The sequence below is a fragment of the Streptomyces sp. NPDC001594 genome (assembly GCF_042893675.1).
Classification (GTDB): domain Bacteria; phylum Actinomycetota; class Actinomycetes; order Streptomycetales; family Streptomycetaceae; genus Streptomyces.
Window position 1 is genome coordinate 118751 of the sequence record NZ_JBIAVB010000017.1, and the last position, 16923, is coordinate 135673.

The following is a 16923-nucleotide window of genomic DNA, read 5'->3' on the forward strand; positions in this document are numbered from 1 at the left end:
AGCTAGAGTCCGGTCTAGATCAACACGTACGTGACCGGAGTCACTCATGGACCTGAGCATCGGCGAGGTGGCGGAGCGCAGTGGGCTGAGCGTCCACGCGCTGCGCTTCTACGAGCGGGAAGGCCTGTTCGCCAACCCGGTGCGCCGGCTGTCCAACGGCCGCCGGATCTACCACGAGGAAGACCTGGAGTGGCTGGCGGTCTGCACCAGGCTCCGCTCCTCCGGCATGCCCCTGGCCACCATCCGGGAGTACGTAGAGCTGGCCCGTCAGGGCGCGGGCAACGAACGCGACCGCCTGGAACTGCTGCGCCGGCACGAGCGACACGTCCAGGAGCAGATCCGCGAGCTGCAGGAGGCCTTGGACGTGGTGCGGTACAAGGTGCGGGTCTACGAGGAGCACCTCGCCCGCGGCGAGGCCGACCACCTCTGGAACCCGTCCCACCACCAAAACCCGAACAGCGCGTAGTGATCCGCCGCGCCCCCCACCCCCGGATGCCCGTCCCGTCGTCATCTGGTGCAGGTATCAGCCCCAGGCAGCGGCCGGACGCCGAATCGAGAGAAGCGCGTAGCGATCTGCCGCGCCCTCCGCCCCCGGGCACCCCGCCCACCCCCGGCCGAAGCCACCGGAGTGGAACCGGAACCCGGGTCACCGGCAAAGGTGATCAGCTGATGTACCGTCGGGGGGATGAGCAAGCACCGTCGAGCCGGAACCGGAGCCGGTCCCGCCTCCAGCCCCCGTGCCCGTGCCCGTACGCCGGAACGCGGCCGGCGGCGGCGTGGGGCGGCCGGGCGGCCGCCGCGGGCGCTGGTGCTGGTCGCCACCGCCGGGCTGCTGCTCTTCGGGGCCGGATGGGTGCACGCCCTCTACGAGCGGCCCGGCGCGCCCGTGCCGCCGGTCGGTTCCGACGCCCGGCCCAAGTCCCACGCCGCGGCCCCCGCGCACGCCGCTCGCGGTGGCCGCCGTCCCGACGCCCTCCAGGGGCTCCCGGCCGCCGCCCTCAGCGAGAGCACCCGGGCCCGTATCCCGGCCGAGGCGCGCCAGCTGGTCCTCGTCACCGGCAAGGCCAAGGACTCCTCGGAGTCCACCGCCGCCCTGTACACCCGCCCCGCCCCCGGTGCGGACTGGGTACGGGCCGCGCAGTGGCCGGCCCGCAACGGCGCCAAGGGCTGGTCCACCAGCCGCGAGTACGGGGACCTGACCTCCCCGCAGGGCGTGTTCTCCCTCAGCGACGCCGGCGGCCTGCTGCCGGCCCCGCCGGGCACGAAGCTCCCGTACGACCGGGACTCCGGCTTCGTCGCCTCGGGGCGCGGGGTGAACGGCGAGTCCCTCGACGGCTCCTTCGACTACGTCGTGGCGATCGACTACAACCGCCGCCAGGGCGTGTCCCCCCTCGACCCGGTGATGCCGGACGGCGAGGGCCGGGGCGGCAACATCTGGCTCCACGTGGACCACGACGGCCCCTCCCAGGGCTGCGTCGGCCTGCCCAAGGCGGCGATGAAGCAGCTCCTCCAGACCCTGGACCCGGCCGCCCACCCGGTCGTCGTCATGGGCCCGTCAGGCTTCTAGCCGCGCCACCGGGCCGCTCCGCTTCCCCCACACCAGCAGCCCGATGTACACGAGGTCGAAGACGGAGCACAGGACGCCCAGCCCCAGGACGAACCCGGAGCCCTCCATCACCCCGAACAGCACCGTCGGCGCGAGGGTGCCCAGCCACTTGGCGACGGCGATCAGCAGCGACTGCCCGCGCGGGCCGCGCCGGGCGGCGTAGAGGCCCACGAACAGCCCGGACATCAGCAGGTTCTGCAGGAACGCGGCGTAGCGCGAGGCGTCGTGCGCGCCGAAGTGCGAGAGGAACAGCAGCTGCACGGCGAAGCCGGTCGCGAAGACGAGCACGCTCCACGCCGCGAACAGCGGCCGGGTCACGAAGGCGGGCAGCTCGGCGCGCCCGTAGCGCAGGTAGGTGTGGACGATCACCAGGTCGGCGGCGCACCACACCACGTTGACCACGCCCTGCGGGGACAGCCCGCCGCGGATGTCGTTGGCGGCGTAGGTGGCCTCCCAGGCGAGGTTCAGCGCGAGGGCGGCGACGGGCATGGCGTACGTCCGGTCGCGGAACCCCACCCGGATCGCCTCGACGTACACGAGGGTCCAGGCCAGCCCGCTGACAAGGGTCAGTATCGACTCCACGGCCGCACCCTAGGCGCTCGGCCGCCGGGGGCCAATGACCGGACCGCCCCCACCGGTCCCGCCCGACCCCTTGCCTGACGGTCCGTCAGCTACGACGATGGCCCGGCGGCGGGGGTGTGCCGATTCGGCAGGCCGCGACCACCATCACGAGGCGGACGGGCGGACAGCCATGGCACGTGTGTTTCCGGAAGGTCGGCTGGCGTACGGGATGCAGCTCCCGGTCCAGTCGCAGAGCACCATCTACGCCGAACCCTGGGAGGCCTCCGCCGGTGCGGTCGATCTCGCCGAGGTGGCGCGGGCCGCGGACCGGGCGGGGTTCGGGTACCTGGCCACGTGCGACCACGTGGCCGTCCCGCGGCGGCTCGCGGGGCCCATGGGCACCGTCTGGTACGACCCGGTGGCCACCCTCGCCTTCCTGGCCGGTATCACCGAGCGCGTCCGGCTGCTGAGCCACGTCGCGATCGTCGGCCTGCGCCACCCGCTGGCCACCGCCAAGCAGTACGCGACCCTCGACCACCTCTCCGGCGGCCGCCTGGTCCTCGGGGTCGGGGCCGGGCACGTGCGGGAGGAGTTCGAGGCGCTGGGGGCGGACTTCGAGGGGCGGGGGGCGGTCTTGGACGAGACCCTGGACGCGCTGCGGGCCGCCCTCGGCCCGGAGGAGTTCCCCGAGTTCGAGGGGGAACGGTTCTCCTTCCGCGACCTCGGCCAGTTGCCCCGTCCCGTCCAGGAGCGGATCCCCGTCTGGGTGGGCGGGTCCTCCCCGGCCGCCGTCCGGCGGGCCGCGGTGCGCGGTGACGGCTGGCTCCCGCAGGGCGACCCGCGCGAGCGGATCCCGGCGCAGGTCGCCCGGATCCGCGAGCTGAGGGAGGCGGCCGGGGTGGCGGGGCCCTTCGAGGTGGGGGCGATCACCGAGCCCCTCTACGTCGGGGAGCCCGGCTGGGACACCGGCAGGCGCACCCTCGCAGGCAAGGCGGAGGCGCTGGCGGAGTCCCTGCGGGAGTACCGGGCGCTGGGCGTGGACCAGATCCAGGTCCGCTTCCGCAATCGCGACCGGGCCGAACTCGTCGACCAGATCACCGCTTTCGGGGCCGAGGTGGCCCCGTTCCTCAACGACTGAGAACCAACGACCGGGAGGGAGTACCCGTGGGCAAGCTGGACGGGCGCGTCGTCATCGTCACCGGGGCGGCGCGCGGGCAGGGCGAGCAGGAGGCGCGGCTGTTCGCCGCCGAGGGGGCGAGGGTGGTGCTCGGCGACGTGCTCGACGAGCAGGGCGCCGCCGTCGCCAAGGAGATCACCGAGGAGCACGGTGAGGACCGGGCGCGGTACGTCCGGATGGACGTGAGCCGCGAGGAGGACTGGACGGCCGCCATGGCCGTCGCGAAGGAGGCCTTCGGCCGGGTCGACGGGCTGGTCAACAACGCGGGCATCCTGCGCTTCAACGAGCTGACCGCGACGCCGCTGGAGGAGTTCGAGCAGGTGGTGCGGGTCAACCAGGTCGGCGCGTTCCTCGGGATCAAGGCGGTGGCCCCCGAGATCGGGGCGGCCGGCGGCGGGACGATCGTCAACACCTCCTCGTACACGGGCCTGACGGGCATGGCGTACGTGGGCGCGTACGCGGCGACCAAGGCGGCGGTGCTCGGGCTGACGCGGGTGGCGGCGCTGGAGCTGGCCGCGCGGAACGTCCGGGTGAACGCGATGTGCCCGGGCGCGGTGGACACCCCCATGGCCAACCCGGGCCTGCTGGACCCGGCCGGGATGACGGACGAGGCCCGGGAGGCGATGGCGGACCTGTACCGGAAGGTGGTGCCGCTGGGGCGGGTGGGGCGGCCGGAGGAGATCGCGAGGCTGGCGCTGTTCCTCACCTCGGAGGACTCCTCGTACATCACCGGCCAGCCGTTCGTCATCGACGGGGGCTGGACGGCGGGGGTCTCGATCTGACGAGTCGTCAGCTATCCCCATCCCCGCTCTTGACGCCCCCACTGCGCGGTGGAACAGTCGGACCCATCAAATCTGACGCAACGTCAGAAACCTAAGGACGGTGAACCCCTTGGAATTCGGGCTCTTCGTGCAGGGATACGTGCCTGAGGCGCGGTCCAAGGTCGACCCCGAGGCAGAGCACAAGGCGCTGCTCGAGGAGACCCAGTACGTCATCCAGGCCGACCAGTCCGGCTTCAAGTACGCCTGGGCCTCCGAGCACCACTTCCTGGAGGAGTACTCCCACCTCTCGGCGAACGAGGTCTTCCTCGGCTACCTCGCCGCCGCCACCGAGCGGATCCACCTCGGCTCGGGCATCTTCAACCCGCTCGCCCCCGTCAACCACCCGGTGAAGGTGGCCGAGAAGGTCACCATGCTCGACCACCTCTCCAAGGGCCGCTTCGAGTTCGGCACCGGGCGCGGTGCCGGCAGCCACGAGATCCTCGGCTTCCTGCCCGGCATCACGGACATGAACGCCACCAAGGAGATCTGGGAGGAGACCATCGCGGAGTTCCCCAAGATGTTCCTCCAGGAGGAGTACGAGGGGTTCCAGGGCAAGCACTGGTCGCTGCCGCCGCGCAAGATCTTCCCCAAGCCGTACGGCAAGGCGCACCCGGCCATGTGGTACGCCGCCGGATCCCCCTCCTCGTACGCGATGGCGGCGAAGAAGGGCCTCGGGGTGCTGGGCTTCAGCGTCCAGAAGGTCTCGGACATGGAGTGGGTCCTGGAGCAGTACAAGACGGCGATCCAGGAGGCGAAGGCGATCGGCGCCTTCGTGAACGACAACGTGATGGTCACCTCCACGGCGATCTGCGCGGAGACGCACGAGAAGGCGGTGGAGATCGCGGTCAACGCGAACATGAACCGCTTCCAGTCGCTGGTCTTCCGCTACCACGACACGTTCCCGCGGCCGGAGGCGATCCCGGAGTGGCCGGAGACGCTGCCGGAGTACAACGCGGAGATCATCGAGCTGCTGATCGCGGAGGAGCTGCTGATCTGCGGTGACCCGGCGGAGGTGCGGGCGCAGTGCAAGCGGTGGGAGCAGGCGGGGGCGGACCAGTTGTCCTTCGGTCTGCCGACCGGGGTGTCGTACGAGGACACGATGACGACGATCAAGCTGATCGGTGAGCACGTGATTCCGCACATCGACACGGATCCGGTCCATCGGACGACACGCTTCCGCCAGTCCGCCTAGCGGCCCCCGCCGGGTCCCGCCGGGGGTCGCCGGCCCCGCTGCGCGGAGCGGGGAGACCGGCTACGCGCGGCGGCCCGGCGCGACACCGCACCGCAACACCCCACCCCCGCCCGGCCAGGGCAACGGCACAGCAGGAGGGGAACCCCCATGCTCGACCACCTCATCCGCGGAGCGACCCTCGTCGACGGCACCGGCGCCCCCGCCCGCGTCGCGGACGTCGGCATACGCGACGGCCGCATCGCCGTCATCGCGGCACCCGGCACCGTCGAGGAGGAGGCCCGGACCAGCGAGGACGCCACCGGGCTGGTCCTCACCCCGGGGTTCGTCGACCCCCACACCCACTACGACGCCCAGCTCTTCTGGGACCCCTACGCCACCCCCTCCATGAACCACGGCGTCACCACCGTCGCCGGCGGCAACTGCGGGTTCACCCTGGCCCCCCTCCACCCCGACCGCCCCGAGGACGCCGACTACACCCGCCGCATGATGAGCAAGGTCGAGGGCATGGCGCTGGCCGCCCTCGAAGAGGGGGTCGACTGGTCCTGGTCCACCTTCGGGGAGTACCTCGACGCCCTCGAAGGCCGGATCGCCGTCAACGCCGGGTTCATGGTCGGCCACTGCGCCCTGCGCCGCCACGTGATGGGGGAGGCCGCCACCGGCGACGCCGCCCCCACCCCCGCCCAGCTGGAGCAGATGCTCGCCCTCCTCCACGAGGCCATGGACGCCGGCGCCTGGGGCCTGTCCACCACCCAGTCCTCCACCCACTCCGACGGCGACGGCGCCCCCGTCGCCTCCCGGCACGCCGCCCCCGCGGAGCTGCTCGCGCTCTCCCGGGCCGTCGGCGAGCACGAGGGCACCCAGCTGGAGGCCATCGTCGCCGGCTGCCTCGACCAGTTCTCCGACGAGGAGATCGACCTCTTCGTCGAGATGAGCGCCGCCGCCGGCCGGCCCCTCAACTGGAACGTGCTCACCATCGACGCCGCCGTCCCCGAACGGGTCCCGCGCCAGCTGGTCCCCAGCGAGCGCGCCCGCAAGGCCGGCGGCCGGATCGTGGCGCTGACCATGCCGATCCTGACCCCCATGAACATGTCCCTCGGCACGTTCTGCGCCCTCAACCTCATCCCCGGCTGGGGCGAGGTCCTCGGTCTGCCCGTGCCCGAGCGGATCGCGAAGCTCCGCGACCCGGACGTACGGGCCGAGATGCTGCGCCGCGCCGACAGCAAGGAGGCCGGGGTCTTCCGGCGCCTGGCCAACTTCGGGCGGTACGTCATCGGTGACACGTACAGCAAGGAGAACGAGGGCCTCAGCGGGCGCGTCGTGAACGACATCGCCGCCGAGCGCGGGCAGGACCCCTTCCAGTGCCTGGTCGAGATCTGCGCCAACGACGGCCTGCGCACCGTCCTGTGGCCGATGCCCACCGACAACGACCCGGCGACCTGGGCCCTGCGCGCCGAGACCTGGCAGCACGAGGACGTGATGCTCGGCGGCTCCGACGCGGGCGCGCACCTGGACCGGATGTGCGGGGCCCCGTACACGACCCGGTTCCTCGGCGACTGCCTGCGCGGCCGCCGGCTGGTGCCGCTGGAGCAGGCGGTGAAGATGCTGACGGACGACCCGGCGCGGCTGTTCGGGCTGCGTGAGCGCGGCCGGATCGCCGAGGGCTGGCACGCGGACCTGGTCCTCTTCGACCCGGAACGCATCGAAGCCGGCCCGGCCACCCTGGTCCACGACCTGCCCGGGGACAGCCCGCGACTGGACTCCCGGGCGATCGGGATCGTGTCGGTACGGGTCAACGGGGTCGAGACCATCCGCGACGACGAGGTGACCGGCGCGATCCCGGGGATCGTGCTCCGGTCGGGCCGGGACACGAGGACGGTGAGCACGCGATGAGCGGTGGGCAGGCGCAGAGGCTGTACGTCGGCGGGGAGTGGGTCGAGCCCGCGGGCGGGTACTACGAGGTGGTCGACCCGTCGGACGAGTCCGTGGTGGGCCTGGCCCCGGAGGCCTCGCGGGCGCAGGTCGAGGAGGCCGCCCGGGCCGCCGCCGAGGCCTTCGGCCCGTGGTCCCGTACCCGGCCCGAGGAGCGGGCGGCGATCCTGGACCGGGCCGCGGACGTGATCCAGCGGGAGTTCGAGCCGTGGGCGGAGCTGGCCCGGGCGGAGACGGGCGCCCCGACCGGGATCGCGCGCGGGATGCAGGTCGGGGTGGGGGTGGCGCGGTTCCGGCGGTACGCCAAGGGGGCGCTGGAGCCGGTGGAGCGCGGGCTGCCGCCGCAGGTGACCGAGGCGGGGCCGATGGGCGCGGCGAGCGTGCTCGGGGCGCTGGAGGTGCGCCAGCCGGTCGGGGTGGTCACCTGCATCACCTCGTACAACAACCCCTGGGCGAACCCGGCCGGCAAGGTGGCCCCGGCGCTGGCGATGGGGAACACGGTGGTGGTCAAGCCGGCCCCGCAGGACCCGCTGTCGGTGTTCAAGATGGCCGAGGCCCTGGCGGAGGCCGGGCTTCCGCCGGGGGTGGTGAACGTGGTCTCGGGGCAGGCGGTGGAGGTCGGCGAGGCGGCGGTGGACTCCCCGTACGTGGACATGGTGTCCTTCACCGGCTCGACCGGGGTGGGGCAGCGGATCGCGGAGGTCTGCGGGCGGTCCATGAAGCGGCAGCTGATGGAGCTGGGCGGCAAGGGCGCGGCGGTGGTCTTCGGGGACGCCGACCTGGACGCGGCGGTCATGGGCATCGGCACCACCTTCTCCTTCTACAGCGGGCAGATCTGCACGGCCCCGACCCGGGTGATCGTGCACCGGTCGGTGTACGCGGAGCTGGTGGAGAAGCTGACGGGGTACCTGGCCTTCATGAAGGTCGGGGACCCCGCGGTGCAGGGGACGGTGGTCGGCCCGGTGATCTCGGCCGCGCACCGGGACCGGGTGGAGTCGTACGTGGAGCTGGGCCGCAAGGAGGGGGCGCGGATCGCGTTCGGCGGGGAGCGGCCGGTGGTGGGGGAGGGCGACCGCAAGGGCAAGGGCTTCTACGTGGCGCCGACGCTGCTGGTCGACTGCACCGCCGACATGCGGGTGGTGCGGGAGGAGATCTTCGGGCCGGTGGTCGTGGTCGTCCCCTTCGACGGGGGCGAGGACGAGGCGGTGGCCCTGGCCAACGACAGCGACTACGGGCTGATCAGCTACGTGTGGTCCGGGGACGCGGCGCGGGCCTTCCGGGTGGCGCGCCGGCTGCGGGCGGGCGGGGTCGGGGTGAACACGATCGGCCGGAACATGGAGGCGCCGTTCGGGGGCTTCAAGCGGTCGGGTGTGGGCCGGGACGTGGGCTCGTACGCGCTGCACGCGTACAGCGAGGTGCAGTCGATCGTGTGGGCGGGGTAGGGGGGCCGGGGCGGGGGCGGACGGGCGGAAAATTGCCTCGGGAAATTTTCCAAACGGACATTCCGGGCGCGGCTGCGGTTTCCGCATTCCGGAACCCCGCGTCCGCCGCCTGCGAATCGGGCGCGGGGGTGTGAATGGATCTTGCAATCCCGCGTCGTAAACTGGCCATGGGTTGAAATTCCAAGGCGATTCATTGCGCCGACATACGGACTTAACCCATCCAGATGTGGAAATCGCACCCTCTACCGTCCTTTCACATGACACAGCTGGACGAGCGGCCTCGGGTCGGAGACACGGTAAGCGGCGTGGCCGAGGGCGACGGCGAGGTGCGCGGCAAGGGCCTCGGCAAGGGCTCCGTCGGCCTGGTGGGCAGCGCCGTCATCGGCATCTCCACCGTCGCCCCCGTCTACTGCCTGACCTCCACCCTCGGCTCCACCGCCGGGCAGGTCGGCCTCCAGATGCCCGCCGTCTTCCTGGCCGGCTTCCTGCCGATGCTGCTCGTCGCCTTCGCCTACCGCGAGCTCAACAAGGACATGCCGGACTGCGGCACCTCGTTCACCTGGACCGTCAAGGCCTTCGGCCCGCGGATCGGCTGGATGTGCGGCTGGGGCCTGGTGATCGCCACGATCATCGTCCTGTCCAACCTGGCCGGCGTCGCCACGTCCTACTTCTGGCTCCTGGCCGGCGAGATCACGTCCGACCCGGACATCGCCGCCCTGGACCACGACAAGTTCGTCCACATCGCCACCTGCCTGACGCTGATCGCCGCCGCGACCGCCATCAGCTACCGCGGGATGACCGCCACCAAGGGCGTCCAGTACACCCTCGTCGGCCTCCAGCTCGTCGTCCTCGCGGTCTTCGTGGCGATGGCCTTCCAGAAGGCCTCCGCCGGAACCTTCGACACCGGCGTCCACTTCTCCTGGCAGTGGATGAACCCCTTCGCGGTCGAGTCCATGGGCGCCTTCACCGCCGGACTCTCGCTCTCGATCTTCATGTACTGGGGCTGGGACACCTGCCTCACCGCGAACGAGGAGACCATCGGCTCCGCCAAGACCCCGGGCCGCGCCTCGCTCATCGCGATGGTCGTCCTCGTCGGCTCCTACCTGGCCACCGGCGTCGCCGCCCAGATGGCCGTGGGCTCCGGCGACAAGGGCCTGGGCCTGGGCAACCCGGAGACCTCCGGCAACGTCTTCGCCGCGCTGGCCGGCCCCGTCATGGGCCCGCTGCTCGGCATCCTCCTGTTCGTGGCGGTCCTCGCCTCCGCGGCCGCCTCGCTCCAGACCACCTTCATCCCGGTCGCCCGCACCGTCCTGGCCATGTCCACGTACGAGGCCCTCCCCGCCTCCTACGCCAAGGTCCACCCCCGCTTCAAGACCCCGGGCCGCGCCACCGTCACGGCGGGCGTCGCGACCGGCGCGTTCTACACGGTCATGACCCTGGTCAGCGAGAACGTCCTGACCGACACGATCTTCGCGCTCGGCCTGATGATCTGCTTCTACTACTCGCTGACGGCCTTCGCCTGCGCCTGGTACTTCCGCGGCGACCTGCGCCGCTCCGCCCGCGACCTGTTCTTCAAGGGCGTCTTCCCGGTCCTGGGCGGCCTCCTCCTGGCGGCGGTCTTCGTCAAGACCCTCACCGACGCCTGGGACCCCTCGTACGGCTCCGGCTCCACCATCCCGGGCCTCGGCGTCGGCAGCGTCTTCGTCATCGGGGTCGGCCTGCTGGCCCTGGGCGTGGTCGTCATGCTGGTCACCCAGCGCCGCAGCCCCGCCTTCTTCCGCGGCGAGGTCCTCACGAGGTCCACCCCGTCGCTGGTGGTCGAAGACTGACCCCACCAATGCGGGGACAGGCGGTGACCCGGGGCGTGGCGGGGTCGTTGGGCCGGGCATGACTGCCATCAAGCGCACCCTGTCCGCCCTGGCCCTCACCGGAGGCGCCGCCCTCGCCCTCACCCCCGCCGCCCACGCCGCCGACGGCCCCACCCTCGGCAACCAGCCCGTCGTCGAGCGGGTCGTCGACATCGCGGGCCACCCCGGCCAGGCGATGAAGGACACCAAGACCGCGCTCGACGTCACCACCGCGGTGGCGGGCAGCGCCACGAAGTCCACCCAGGGCTCCCTCGCGGGCGCCGACACGGGCCTGGCCGGCGGCCTGCCGCAAGCCCCGTCGGTGAAGTAGCGCACCCGCTCCGAGGGGCCGGCGGGAGGGACCCGGTCAGCCCCAGGTGCGGGAGCAGAGGACCAGGCGGTAGCCGTCGGGGTCGGTGAGGGTGACCCCGTACTCGTCCCAGTACGGGTTGTTGGACGGGACCTGCTCGCCGCCGTACGCGACCAGGCGGCGCACGAGGGCGGCGTCGGGCTCCTGCCCGAGGTAGACGACGAACAGGTCGTCCACGGTGGGGGAGGGCTCGACGGGGTTCTCGGGGTCCCGGGTCAGCTCGAAGTGCCACCCGCCGCCGGCCGGGCCGACCATGACGAGGTCGTGCTCCCCGGCAACGTGCCCCGAGGTCCGCCACAGGACGTCGAGCCCGAGCCCGTCGACGTAGAACCGCTCTGCGGCCGCGAGATCGCGGGAGGGGCGGGCGACGCGGACGTGGGTGTGTGCATCGATCATGCCCCGGAGGTTATGGGGCGGGCGCCGGGCCGGGGGCGGGGGAGGAGCCTGTCTGTCAGGTGCCGCGGGCCGTCAGCGGGTGGCGGGATTCCGGTTCTTGGCTGCCGGGGGTGGTCCGGGGCTGATCTTGGCTGTAGAGTTCATCTCGAGCTCGCGGCCGGGAAACCGGTGGTGGGACTGGCGTTGGTGGTCCAAGGAAAGGCACCCCACTTCCTGTGGGGGGATGCAGGTGCAAGGCCTGCCCAGCGCTCGATCAAGGCCCCGGCCTCCTCAGGGAGGTCGGGGCCTTTGCGTTGGCTACTTCCGCTCGGCGACGCTGCGTTCCACGCAGAACTCGTTCCCCTCGGGGTCGGCGAGGGTCGCCCAGCCGGTTCCGTCGGGCTTGCGGTGGTCGCCGACGAGCCGGGCGCCGAGGGCGACGAGCCGTTCCACTTCCTCGTCCCGCGTGCGGTCCTGCGGCTGCACGTCCAAGTGCACCCGGTTCTTCACGGACTTGGTGTCGGGTACCTGGATGAACAGGAGCGCCCCGCCCGCCGTCGACAGCAGCACCTCCGGGTCGCCCGGTGAATCATCCTCGTGCACGGTGCCGTTGAGGACGCCCGCCCAGAACTCGGCCAGGGGGTAGGCGTCGTGGCAGTCGATCGTGATGTGTCGGATGAGGGAAGTCATGGACGCACACTAGCCGTCCTCATGCCGGACGGCATAGCGTTTACCCGCAGTCCATTGCAATGTTGCCTGACGGTTCGTTGCGTTGAAATCTGGACCGTTGCAACGATTTGACGCATCTGAGCTGGGGTTATGTGATCCATGCGCAATGAAGTCGTTGTCAGATCGAAGAAAGCAACGTAGCGTTTCTCATGTCAGAAAGCAGCGGGCCGAACGGGGCGCGCGACACCGATGAAGGAGAGCACGATGCAGACGTTCGCCACCGCCACCCCGGTCTCCGCCGTCCTGGACATCCCCGCCGGCCGGGTCCACCTCATCGCCGCCGACCGGTCCGACGCCACGGTCGAGGTCCTCCCCGCAGACCCCTCCAAGAGCCGCGACGTGAAGGCGGCCGAGCTGATCGAGGTCGCGTACGCCGACGGAGTCCTCCGCGTGGTCGCCGCCCCGGCGAAGAACCGGATCACGGGCAACTCCGGCTTCGTGACCGTGACCGTGCAGCTGCCCGCCGGCTCGAACGTCGAGGCCAAGGTCGCCGCCGCCGAGGTGCGGGGCAAGGGCCGCCTGGGCGATGTCGTCCTGGAGGCCGCACAGGCCCAGGTCGAGCTCGACGAGACCGCCTCCGCCCGCGTCACCGTCCAGGCCGGCGACATCTCCCTCGGCCGCCTGGCCGGCCCGGCGGAGATCAACACCCAGAAGGGCGAGATCACCATCACCGAAGCCACCTCCGGCGTGGTCACCCTGACCACCCAGCACGGCAACATCACCGTCGGCGCCGCCCGCGACGCCGCCGCCACCCTGGACGCCGGCACCGCCTTCGGCCGCATCGACAACGCCCTCCGGAACGTCGGAGGCACCCCCCTGACCATCCAGGCCACCACCGCCTTCGGCGACATCACCGCCCGGACCGTCTGACGTAAAAGAAGGTGCGGGTGCACGCGGCCGCGGCCTAGCTTGAAGCGGTGAGCAGCGACTATCCCTTCGCCGACGGCTACAACCTCGTCTGGGAACTGACCGGCTTCGGTGACGCGGACGAGGAGATAGTCGAGTCCGTTTCGCTGTCCCGGGACCAGTTCCTGAGGATCAGGCACCTCTTCGTCCTGGGTGACGATCCCTGGATGGCGGCGGGCGAGTACCGCGTGGCGCCGAGCATCTGGGCGCACGTCCGCCGCGCGGTGCCGGGTGTCCGGTTCCAGCGCGATGCCGACTACTTCCTCGGCGCCCGTCAGGCCCTGCCTGACGGGCGCTTCTGGCGTCCGGCCCCGGGCGTGGCGGCGCCGGGGCCGATCCCGCCGTTCTAGGCGGTCACCCCGCCCAGGAAGGCGGTCCAGGTGGAGGGGCTGACCGCCAGCTCCGGGCTCGCGGCGAGCTTCGAGTCCCGGATGTGGACGGTGTCGGTGCAGGTGGCGACCTCGACGCAGTCGTCGCCCTGACTGCTGCTGTAGCTCGACTTATGCCAGGAGAGGGCGACCTCGACGCAGTTGTCACCCTGACTGCTGCTGTAGCTGCTCTTGAACCACCGGAGCTGGGAGCTGTTCACAGGGATCCTCGCAATCGCATCAACAGGCCCGCGCTGTCCGCAGGATTGAGGGCCTGGATGCGAAGCTTCGCATACTGCTGCTGGAGGTCGCTTACGGCTTTCGGGTCAGAGATGACTTGTCCCGCCTTCTGGCCTTCGCTGTAGCCCCACCATTGGTGTTCGGCGGATTCGAGGATGCGGAAGGGGCCGTCGGTGCCCGCGTGTTCCGGGCGCACCGTGGGCATCAGCTGGAGATCCACATTGGGCAGCTGGGCGCACGCCAACAGATGGTCGATCAGCGCGCGCGTGACCTCGGGTCCACCGGTCTGCCGCTCGACCACCGTCTGTTCGATGATGAAGCTGAACGCGGTATAGGGGGTCCGGGTCAGTACCTTCTGCCGAGCCAGTCGCTGGGTGATCCGGTCTTCCGCCTCCTCCGCCGTGAGCCTGGGAGGCACGTTCTCGATCTGGGCCCGTGCGTAAGCCTCTGTCTGCAACAGCCCCGGAACAGAACGGGACTCGTACGTGTCGAGCGCGATCGCCTCCGCCTCCAGCTCCGCCCACCGCCGGAACCAGGACGCCAGCCCCCGCCGCCGCGTCATCTGCTTCGCCGCGATGTGGAGCACCCCGAAGGAGTCCAGCGCCTCCTCCGACTTGTTCACGAACTTCACGGACGGATGTCGGCGCCCCTGCTCCACGGATGCCACGTACTGCACCGAGTAGCCGACCTTCGGTGCGAACTGCTCCTGTGTCAGGCTGGCGCGTTTGCGGAACGCCTTCACCGTCTCACCGAAGTTCTTCAGGTCGGGGTCGGGTTCCACCCGGTCGTCACCGTCGCTGCCCTTGCCAGCCGTCATCACGGTCACCTCCCGAATCATCATGCTCACGGTCGGTGACTGTCTCTGTCCAGAGGGTCAGCTACTACTCTTCATCAGTAGCAGTCGAAGCGCTGGGAACTCCCCTGCCCACACGGGACGTTAGTCTCATGAACGCACCCTCCCACCCCCTCGTACGCGTGTTCACTCAGCGTTTCAGCTGCACCCCCCGAGGCGCCCGCCTCGCCCGGCAGCTGGCGCTGGTCTGCCTCCACGACTGGGGCATCTCCGAAGGCACCGGTCTCTCCGCCGACGCCGGGCTGCTCGTCGCGGAGCTGGCCTCCAACGCCGCCACCCACGGCCGGGTCCTCGGGCGGGACTTCGAGCTCCGCATGACCCTGCTGGGCGGCGATCCGCACTCCGCCGGGGTCCTGCGGCTGGAGGTCTCCGACCCCCGGCGGGAGCGGCGGCCCGCCGTCCGGTCGGAGGTCGACCAGGCGGAGTCGGGCTACGGCCTGCGCATCGTGGACGCCCTCGCGGCCGACTGGGGGGTGTCGGACCGGGTCATCGGCAAGACCGTCTGGGCCGAGCTGGCCGCCGTCAGGGTGCCGGCACCAGCACGCTGACGGTGTAACCCGTCGGGTTCACCAGGCGCCCGCACGCCATGTCGATCCGGATGTCCTCGGCGCGCGCCCCGGACCGCGCCAGCTCCCGCAGGTACGCCCGCAGCTCGCCCTCGTCCACCGTCGAGAACCGGCGCTCCCACCGCCCCGACGCCTGCCGGTCGCGGCTGGCGTCGGCCTCCCGGCGCCGCCGCTCCTTCCGCTTGCGCTGGCCCGGCATCCGGTGCCCCCTCCCGGCCGCCTCCATGGCCGCCCCATGTCCGGGGATTAGCATGCGCGCCGGGCCGTGAACAGGGAAGGCGGGATGGCGGTGACTGGCTTGGTCGGGGGCGGAGTTGAGGGGGAGCGGCGGTCCGGGGCGCTCGCCGGGCTGCTGAGGGCCGCCCGGGTCGGGGCCGGCGGGCACCGGGCGGCGGCGCGCAGGGTGGCCGACTGGCTGGGCCGGGCCGTCGGGGGCTCCGCGCGGATCGAGGCCCCGGTGCGCCCCGGCAGCCCGGACGAGCCGCTCCTGCGGGACGTCGCCGCCGGGAGCCCCCGGTCCGCCGTGGTCGCCGAGCCCGGGCGGCACCTGCGGGTGCTGGCCCTCGGGGGCCGGCGGCCGCATCCGGTGCTCCTCGTCACGCGGCCGGTCCCGTACGACGAGGCGGCCGCCGCCCTCGTCGCCCACGCGGCCACCGTCCTGGAGCTGCTCCTGTCGGCCGGTGAGGCGGAAGCGCAGCGGCGCCGGCTCGCCGAGGCGGGGGCGGGGGTGCGGCTGTCCGTGCTCCAGCTGCTCATGGGCGGGGAAGTGGCCCTCGCCCAGCGGACGATGGCCGGGCTGCGGCCGGGGCTGCTGGACGCGGAACGCGTGGTGGTGGGCGTACTGGAGGCCCCCGCGGGCGAGCGGCGGGAGGTGGCGGGGGCCTGCGAGGAGCTGCTCACCGGGCGGGCGCTGGTCGTACGCTGTCCGGCGGACGACGGGCACGTCATCGTCGTCGCGCCCGTCGGCGGTGGCGCGGAAGCCGCCCTGCGCGGGTTCGTCGCCGGGCGGGACGGGGTGTTCCTGGGGGTCGGCGCGCGGCACCCGCTCTCCCGCGTCGCGGCGGGCTACGACGACGCCGTCCGGAGCCTGGCCGCAGCGCGGCTGATGCCGGGACGGGTGGCCGGGCACGCTGCCCGGGTCCGGGCGGTGGACGTGCTGGACGCGGGGGCGGCGGCCGCCTGGGCGGCGGAGTACCTGCGGCCGCTGGAGGCCGTGCCGGCGCCGGACCGGTACCAGCTGACGGCCACCGTGCGGCTCGGGCTGGAGTTCACCGCCGTGAACGCGGCCAGGCTGCTGGGGATCAGCCGCAACACCGTGCGGGCGCGGATGGACCGGGCGGCCGGGCTGCTCGGCGTCGAGCTGGGTGACGTGAGGGCCCGGGCGGCGCTGGACCTCGCCCTGAGGTTCCAGGGGGCGGAGGAGCGCGACGGGGCCGCCCGGGACCTGCCGGCCCTCCTCGCCGCAGGTCCGGTCCTGGCCTGGGCCCGTGACCTGCTGGCACCGCTGCGCGCCGACGAGCGGGACCTCGGGCGGACCCTGCGGGACTGGGTCGGGGAGAACTGCGCGGTCGAGCCGGCCGCCCGGCGCCGGGGCGTGCACGCGCAGACCGTCCGCGAGCACCTGCGCGGGGCGGAGGGGCTGCTGCGGCGGCAGCTGGTCGCGGGCGGGGGCGGGCTCTACGAGGTGGTGCTCGCACTCATGGCCGTGGGGGAACTGGAGCCGGGCGGTGGGGCTGGTGAGGGGGATGAGGAGCGCGGGGATCCGCCCCAGGGGTGTTCGGGCCGGTCAGGGCCGGGGGACCGTGCACCGGTGACAGGCTCCTGTCCCCTGACCGTGCAGCCGTGAGATGGCGGCCGGTCGAGCGGGGCCCTAGTTTTCCCCTCAGCGGCGCCCCCAGGGAGGCGCCGTCAACGGGGGGATCGGAGCTGTAGGTTCCGATC

At 72.2% G+C, this 16923-nt stretch carries 19 protein-coding genes; 13 read left to right on the forward strand and 6 right to left on the reverse strand.

Annotated elements, in window-relative coordinates:
• Positions 1–46: 46 nt before the first annotated feature.
• Both ACFY0O_RS29865 and ACFY0O_RS29870 read left to right on the forward strand, forming a co-directional pair.
• Positions 47–466 carry a MerR family transcriptional regulator gene (locus ACFY0O_RS29865; RefSeq protein WP_388952280.1) on the forward strand — a complete coding sequence of 140 codons (420 nt, stop codon included), beginning with the start codon at positions 47–49 and terminating at the stop codon, positions 464–466.
• Positions 467–685: 219 nt separating this feature from the next.
• Positions 686–1567, forward strand: coding sequence for a L,D-transpeptidase family protein (locus ACFY0O_RS29870; protein ID WP_388952283.1), 882 nt, complete (start codon positions 686–688; stop codon positions 1565–1567).
• Here the strand turns inward: ACFY0O_RS29870 and ACFY0O_RS29875 are convergent.
• The gene (locus ACFY0O_RS29875) at positions 1556–2188 is read right to left on the reverse strand and encodes a hypothetical protein (protein WP_388952285.1); all 633 of its coding nucleotides are present in this window, start codon (positions 2186–2188) and stop codon (positions 1556–1558) included. The two genes, ACFY0O_RS29870 and ACFY0O_RS29875, sit on opposite strands and share 12 nt — an antisense overlap.
• A 169-nt stretch (positions 2189–2357) precedes the next feature.
• Between ACFY0O_RS29875 and ACFY0O_RS29880 the strand changes: the two genes are divergently transcribed.
• The 7 genes from ACFY0O_RS29880 (at position 2358) to ACFY0O_RS29910 (ending at position 10906) form a co-directional block, all read left to right on the forward strand.
• A complete protein-coding gene (locus tag ACFY0O_RS29880; protein WP_388952287.1) occupies positions 2358–3305 on the forward strand; it encodes a TIGR03619 family F420-dependent LLM class oxidoreductase in 948 nt (315 codons plus the stop codon).
• Positions 3306–3331: 26 nt separating this feature from the next.
• Positions 3332–4126, forward strand: a complete 795-nt coding sequence (locus tag ACFY0O_RS29885) for an SDR family NAD(P)-dependent oxidoreductase (RefSeq protein WP_388952290.1) — start codon at positions 3332–3334, stop codon at positions 4124–4126.
• Positions 4127–4235: 109 nt separating this feature from the next.
• On the forward strand, positions 4236–5357 hold the full coding sequence (locus tag ACFY0O_RS29890) for an LLM class flavin-dependent oxidoreductase (protein WP_388952441.1): 1122 nt from the start codon (positions 4236–4238) through the stop codon (positions 5355–5357).
• Positions 5358–5504: 147 nt separating this feature from the next.
• The gene (locus ACFY0O_RS29895; RefSeq protein WP_388952293.1) at positions 5505–7247 is read left to right on the forward strand and encodes an amidohydrolase family protein; all 1743 of its coding nucleotides are present in this window, start codon (positions 5505–5507) and stop codon (positions 7245–7247) included.
• Positions 7244–8728, forward strand: a complete 1485-nt coding sequence (locus ACFY0O_RS29900) for an aldehyde dehydrogenase family protein (RefSeq protein WP_388952295.1) — start codon at positions 7244–7246, stop codon at positions 8726–8728. Before ACFY0O_RS29895 ends, ACFY0O_RS29900 begins: the two co-directional genes overlap by 4 nt.
• A 257-nt stretch (positions 8729–8985) precedes the next feature.
• The gene (locus tag ACFY0O_RS29905; protein WP_388952297.1) at positions 8986–10557 is read left to right on the forward strand and encodes an APC family permease; all 1572 of its coding nucleotides are present in this window, start codon (positions 8986–8988) and stop codon (positions 10555–10557) included.
• A 58-nt stretch (positions 10558–10615) separates the two neighbouring features.
• Positions 10616–10906 carry a hypothetical protein gene (locus tag ACFY0O_RS29910; RefSeq protein WP_358895194.1) on the forward strand — a complete coding sequence of 97 codons (291 nt, stop codon included), beginning with the start codon at positions 10616–10618 and terminating at the stop codon, positions 10904–10906.
• Between the two features lie 36 nt (positions 10907–10942).
• Here the strand turns inward: ACFY0O_RS29910 and ACFY0O_RS29915 are convergent, their stop codons facing one another.
• Positions 10943–11341, reverse strand: coding sequence for a VOC family protein (locus ACFY0O_RS29915; protein WP_388952300.1), 399 nt, complete (start codon positions 11339–11341; stop codon positions 10943–10945).
• A gap of 297 nt (positions 11342–11638) precedes the next feature.
• Positions 11639–12010 carry a VOC family protein gene (locus ACFY0O_RS29920; protein ID WP_388952304.1) on the reverse strand — a complete coding sequence of 124 codons (372 nt, stop codon included), beginning with the start codon at positions 12008–12010 and terminating at the stop codon, positions 11639–11641.
• A gap of 243 nt (positions 12011–12253) precedes the next feature.
• Here ACFY0O_RS29920 and ACFY0O_RS29925 point away from each other — a divergent pair, with 243 nt between their 5' ends.
• Both ACFY0O_RS29925 and ACFY0O_RS29930 read left to right on the forward strand, forming a co-directional pair.
• On the forward strand, positions 12254–12919 hold the full coding sequence (locus ACFY0O_RS29925) for a DUF4097 family beta strand repeat-containing protein (RefSeq protein WP_388952306.1): 666 nt from the start codon (positions 12254–12256) through the stop codon (positions 12917–12919).
• 47 nt (positions 12920–12966) lie between these two features.
• A complete protein-coding gene (locus tag ACFY0O_RS29930; protein ID WP_388952309.1) occupies positions 12967–13305 on the forward strand; it encodes a hypothetical protein in 339 nt (112 codons plus the stop codon).
• Here ACFY0O_RS29930 and ACFY0O_RS29935 read toward each other — a convergent pair.
• A complete protein-coding gene (locus tag ACFY0O_RS29935) occupies positions 13302–13544 on the reverse strand; it encodes a DUF397 domain-containing protein (RefSeq protein WP_388952312.1) in 243 nt (80 codons plus the stop codon). The two genes, ACFY0O_RS29930 and ACFY0O_RS29935, sit on opposite strands and share 4 nt — an antisense overlap.
• On the reverse strand, positions 13541–14404 hold the full coding sequence (locus ACFY0O_RS29940) for a Scr1 family TA system antitoxin-like transcriptional regulator (RefSeq protein ID WP_388952443.1): 864 nt from the start codon (positions 14402–14404) through the stop codon (positions 13541–13543). The genes ACFY0O_RS29935 and ACFY0O_RS29940 overlap by 4 nt, the downstream gene beginning before the upstream one ends.
• Positions 14405–14508: 104 nt before the next feature.
• Here ACFY0O_RS29940 and ACFY0O_RS29945 point away from each other — a divergent pair, with 104 nt between their 5' ends.
• Positions 14509–14964: an ATP-binding protein gene (locus tag ACFY0O_RS29945; protein ID WP_388952315.1), complete on the forward strand. Its 456-nt coding sequence runs from the start codon at positions 14509–14511 to the stop codon at positions 14962–14964.
• Here the strand turns inward: ACFY0O_RS29945 and ACFY0O_RS29950 are convergent.
• Complete coding sequence (locus ACFY0O_RS29950) at positions 14939–15181, reverse strand: hypothetical protein (RefSeq protein WP_388952317.1); 243 nt, start codon at positions 15179–15181, stop codon at positions 14939–14941. The genes ACFY0O_RS29945 and ACFY0O_RS29950 overlap by 26 nt on opposite strands.
• A 90-nt stretch (positions 15182–15271) precedes the next feature.
• On the opposite strand from ACFY0O_RS29950, the gene ACFY0O_RS29955 reads away from it, so the two are divergent.
• Entirely contained in the window at positions 15272–16828 is a 1557-nt protein-coding gene (locus tag ACFY0O_RS29955; RefSeq protein WP_388952320.1) for a helix-turn-helix domain-containing protein, read from the forward strand.
• Positions 16829–16923: the final 95 nt, after the last annotated feature.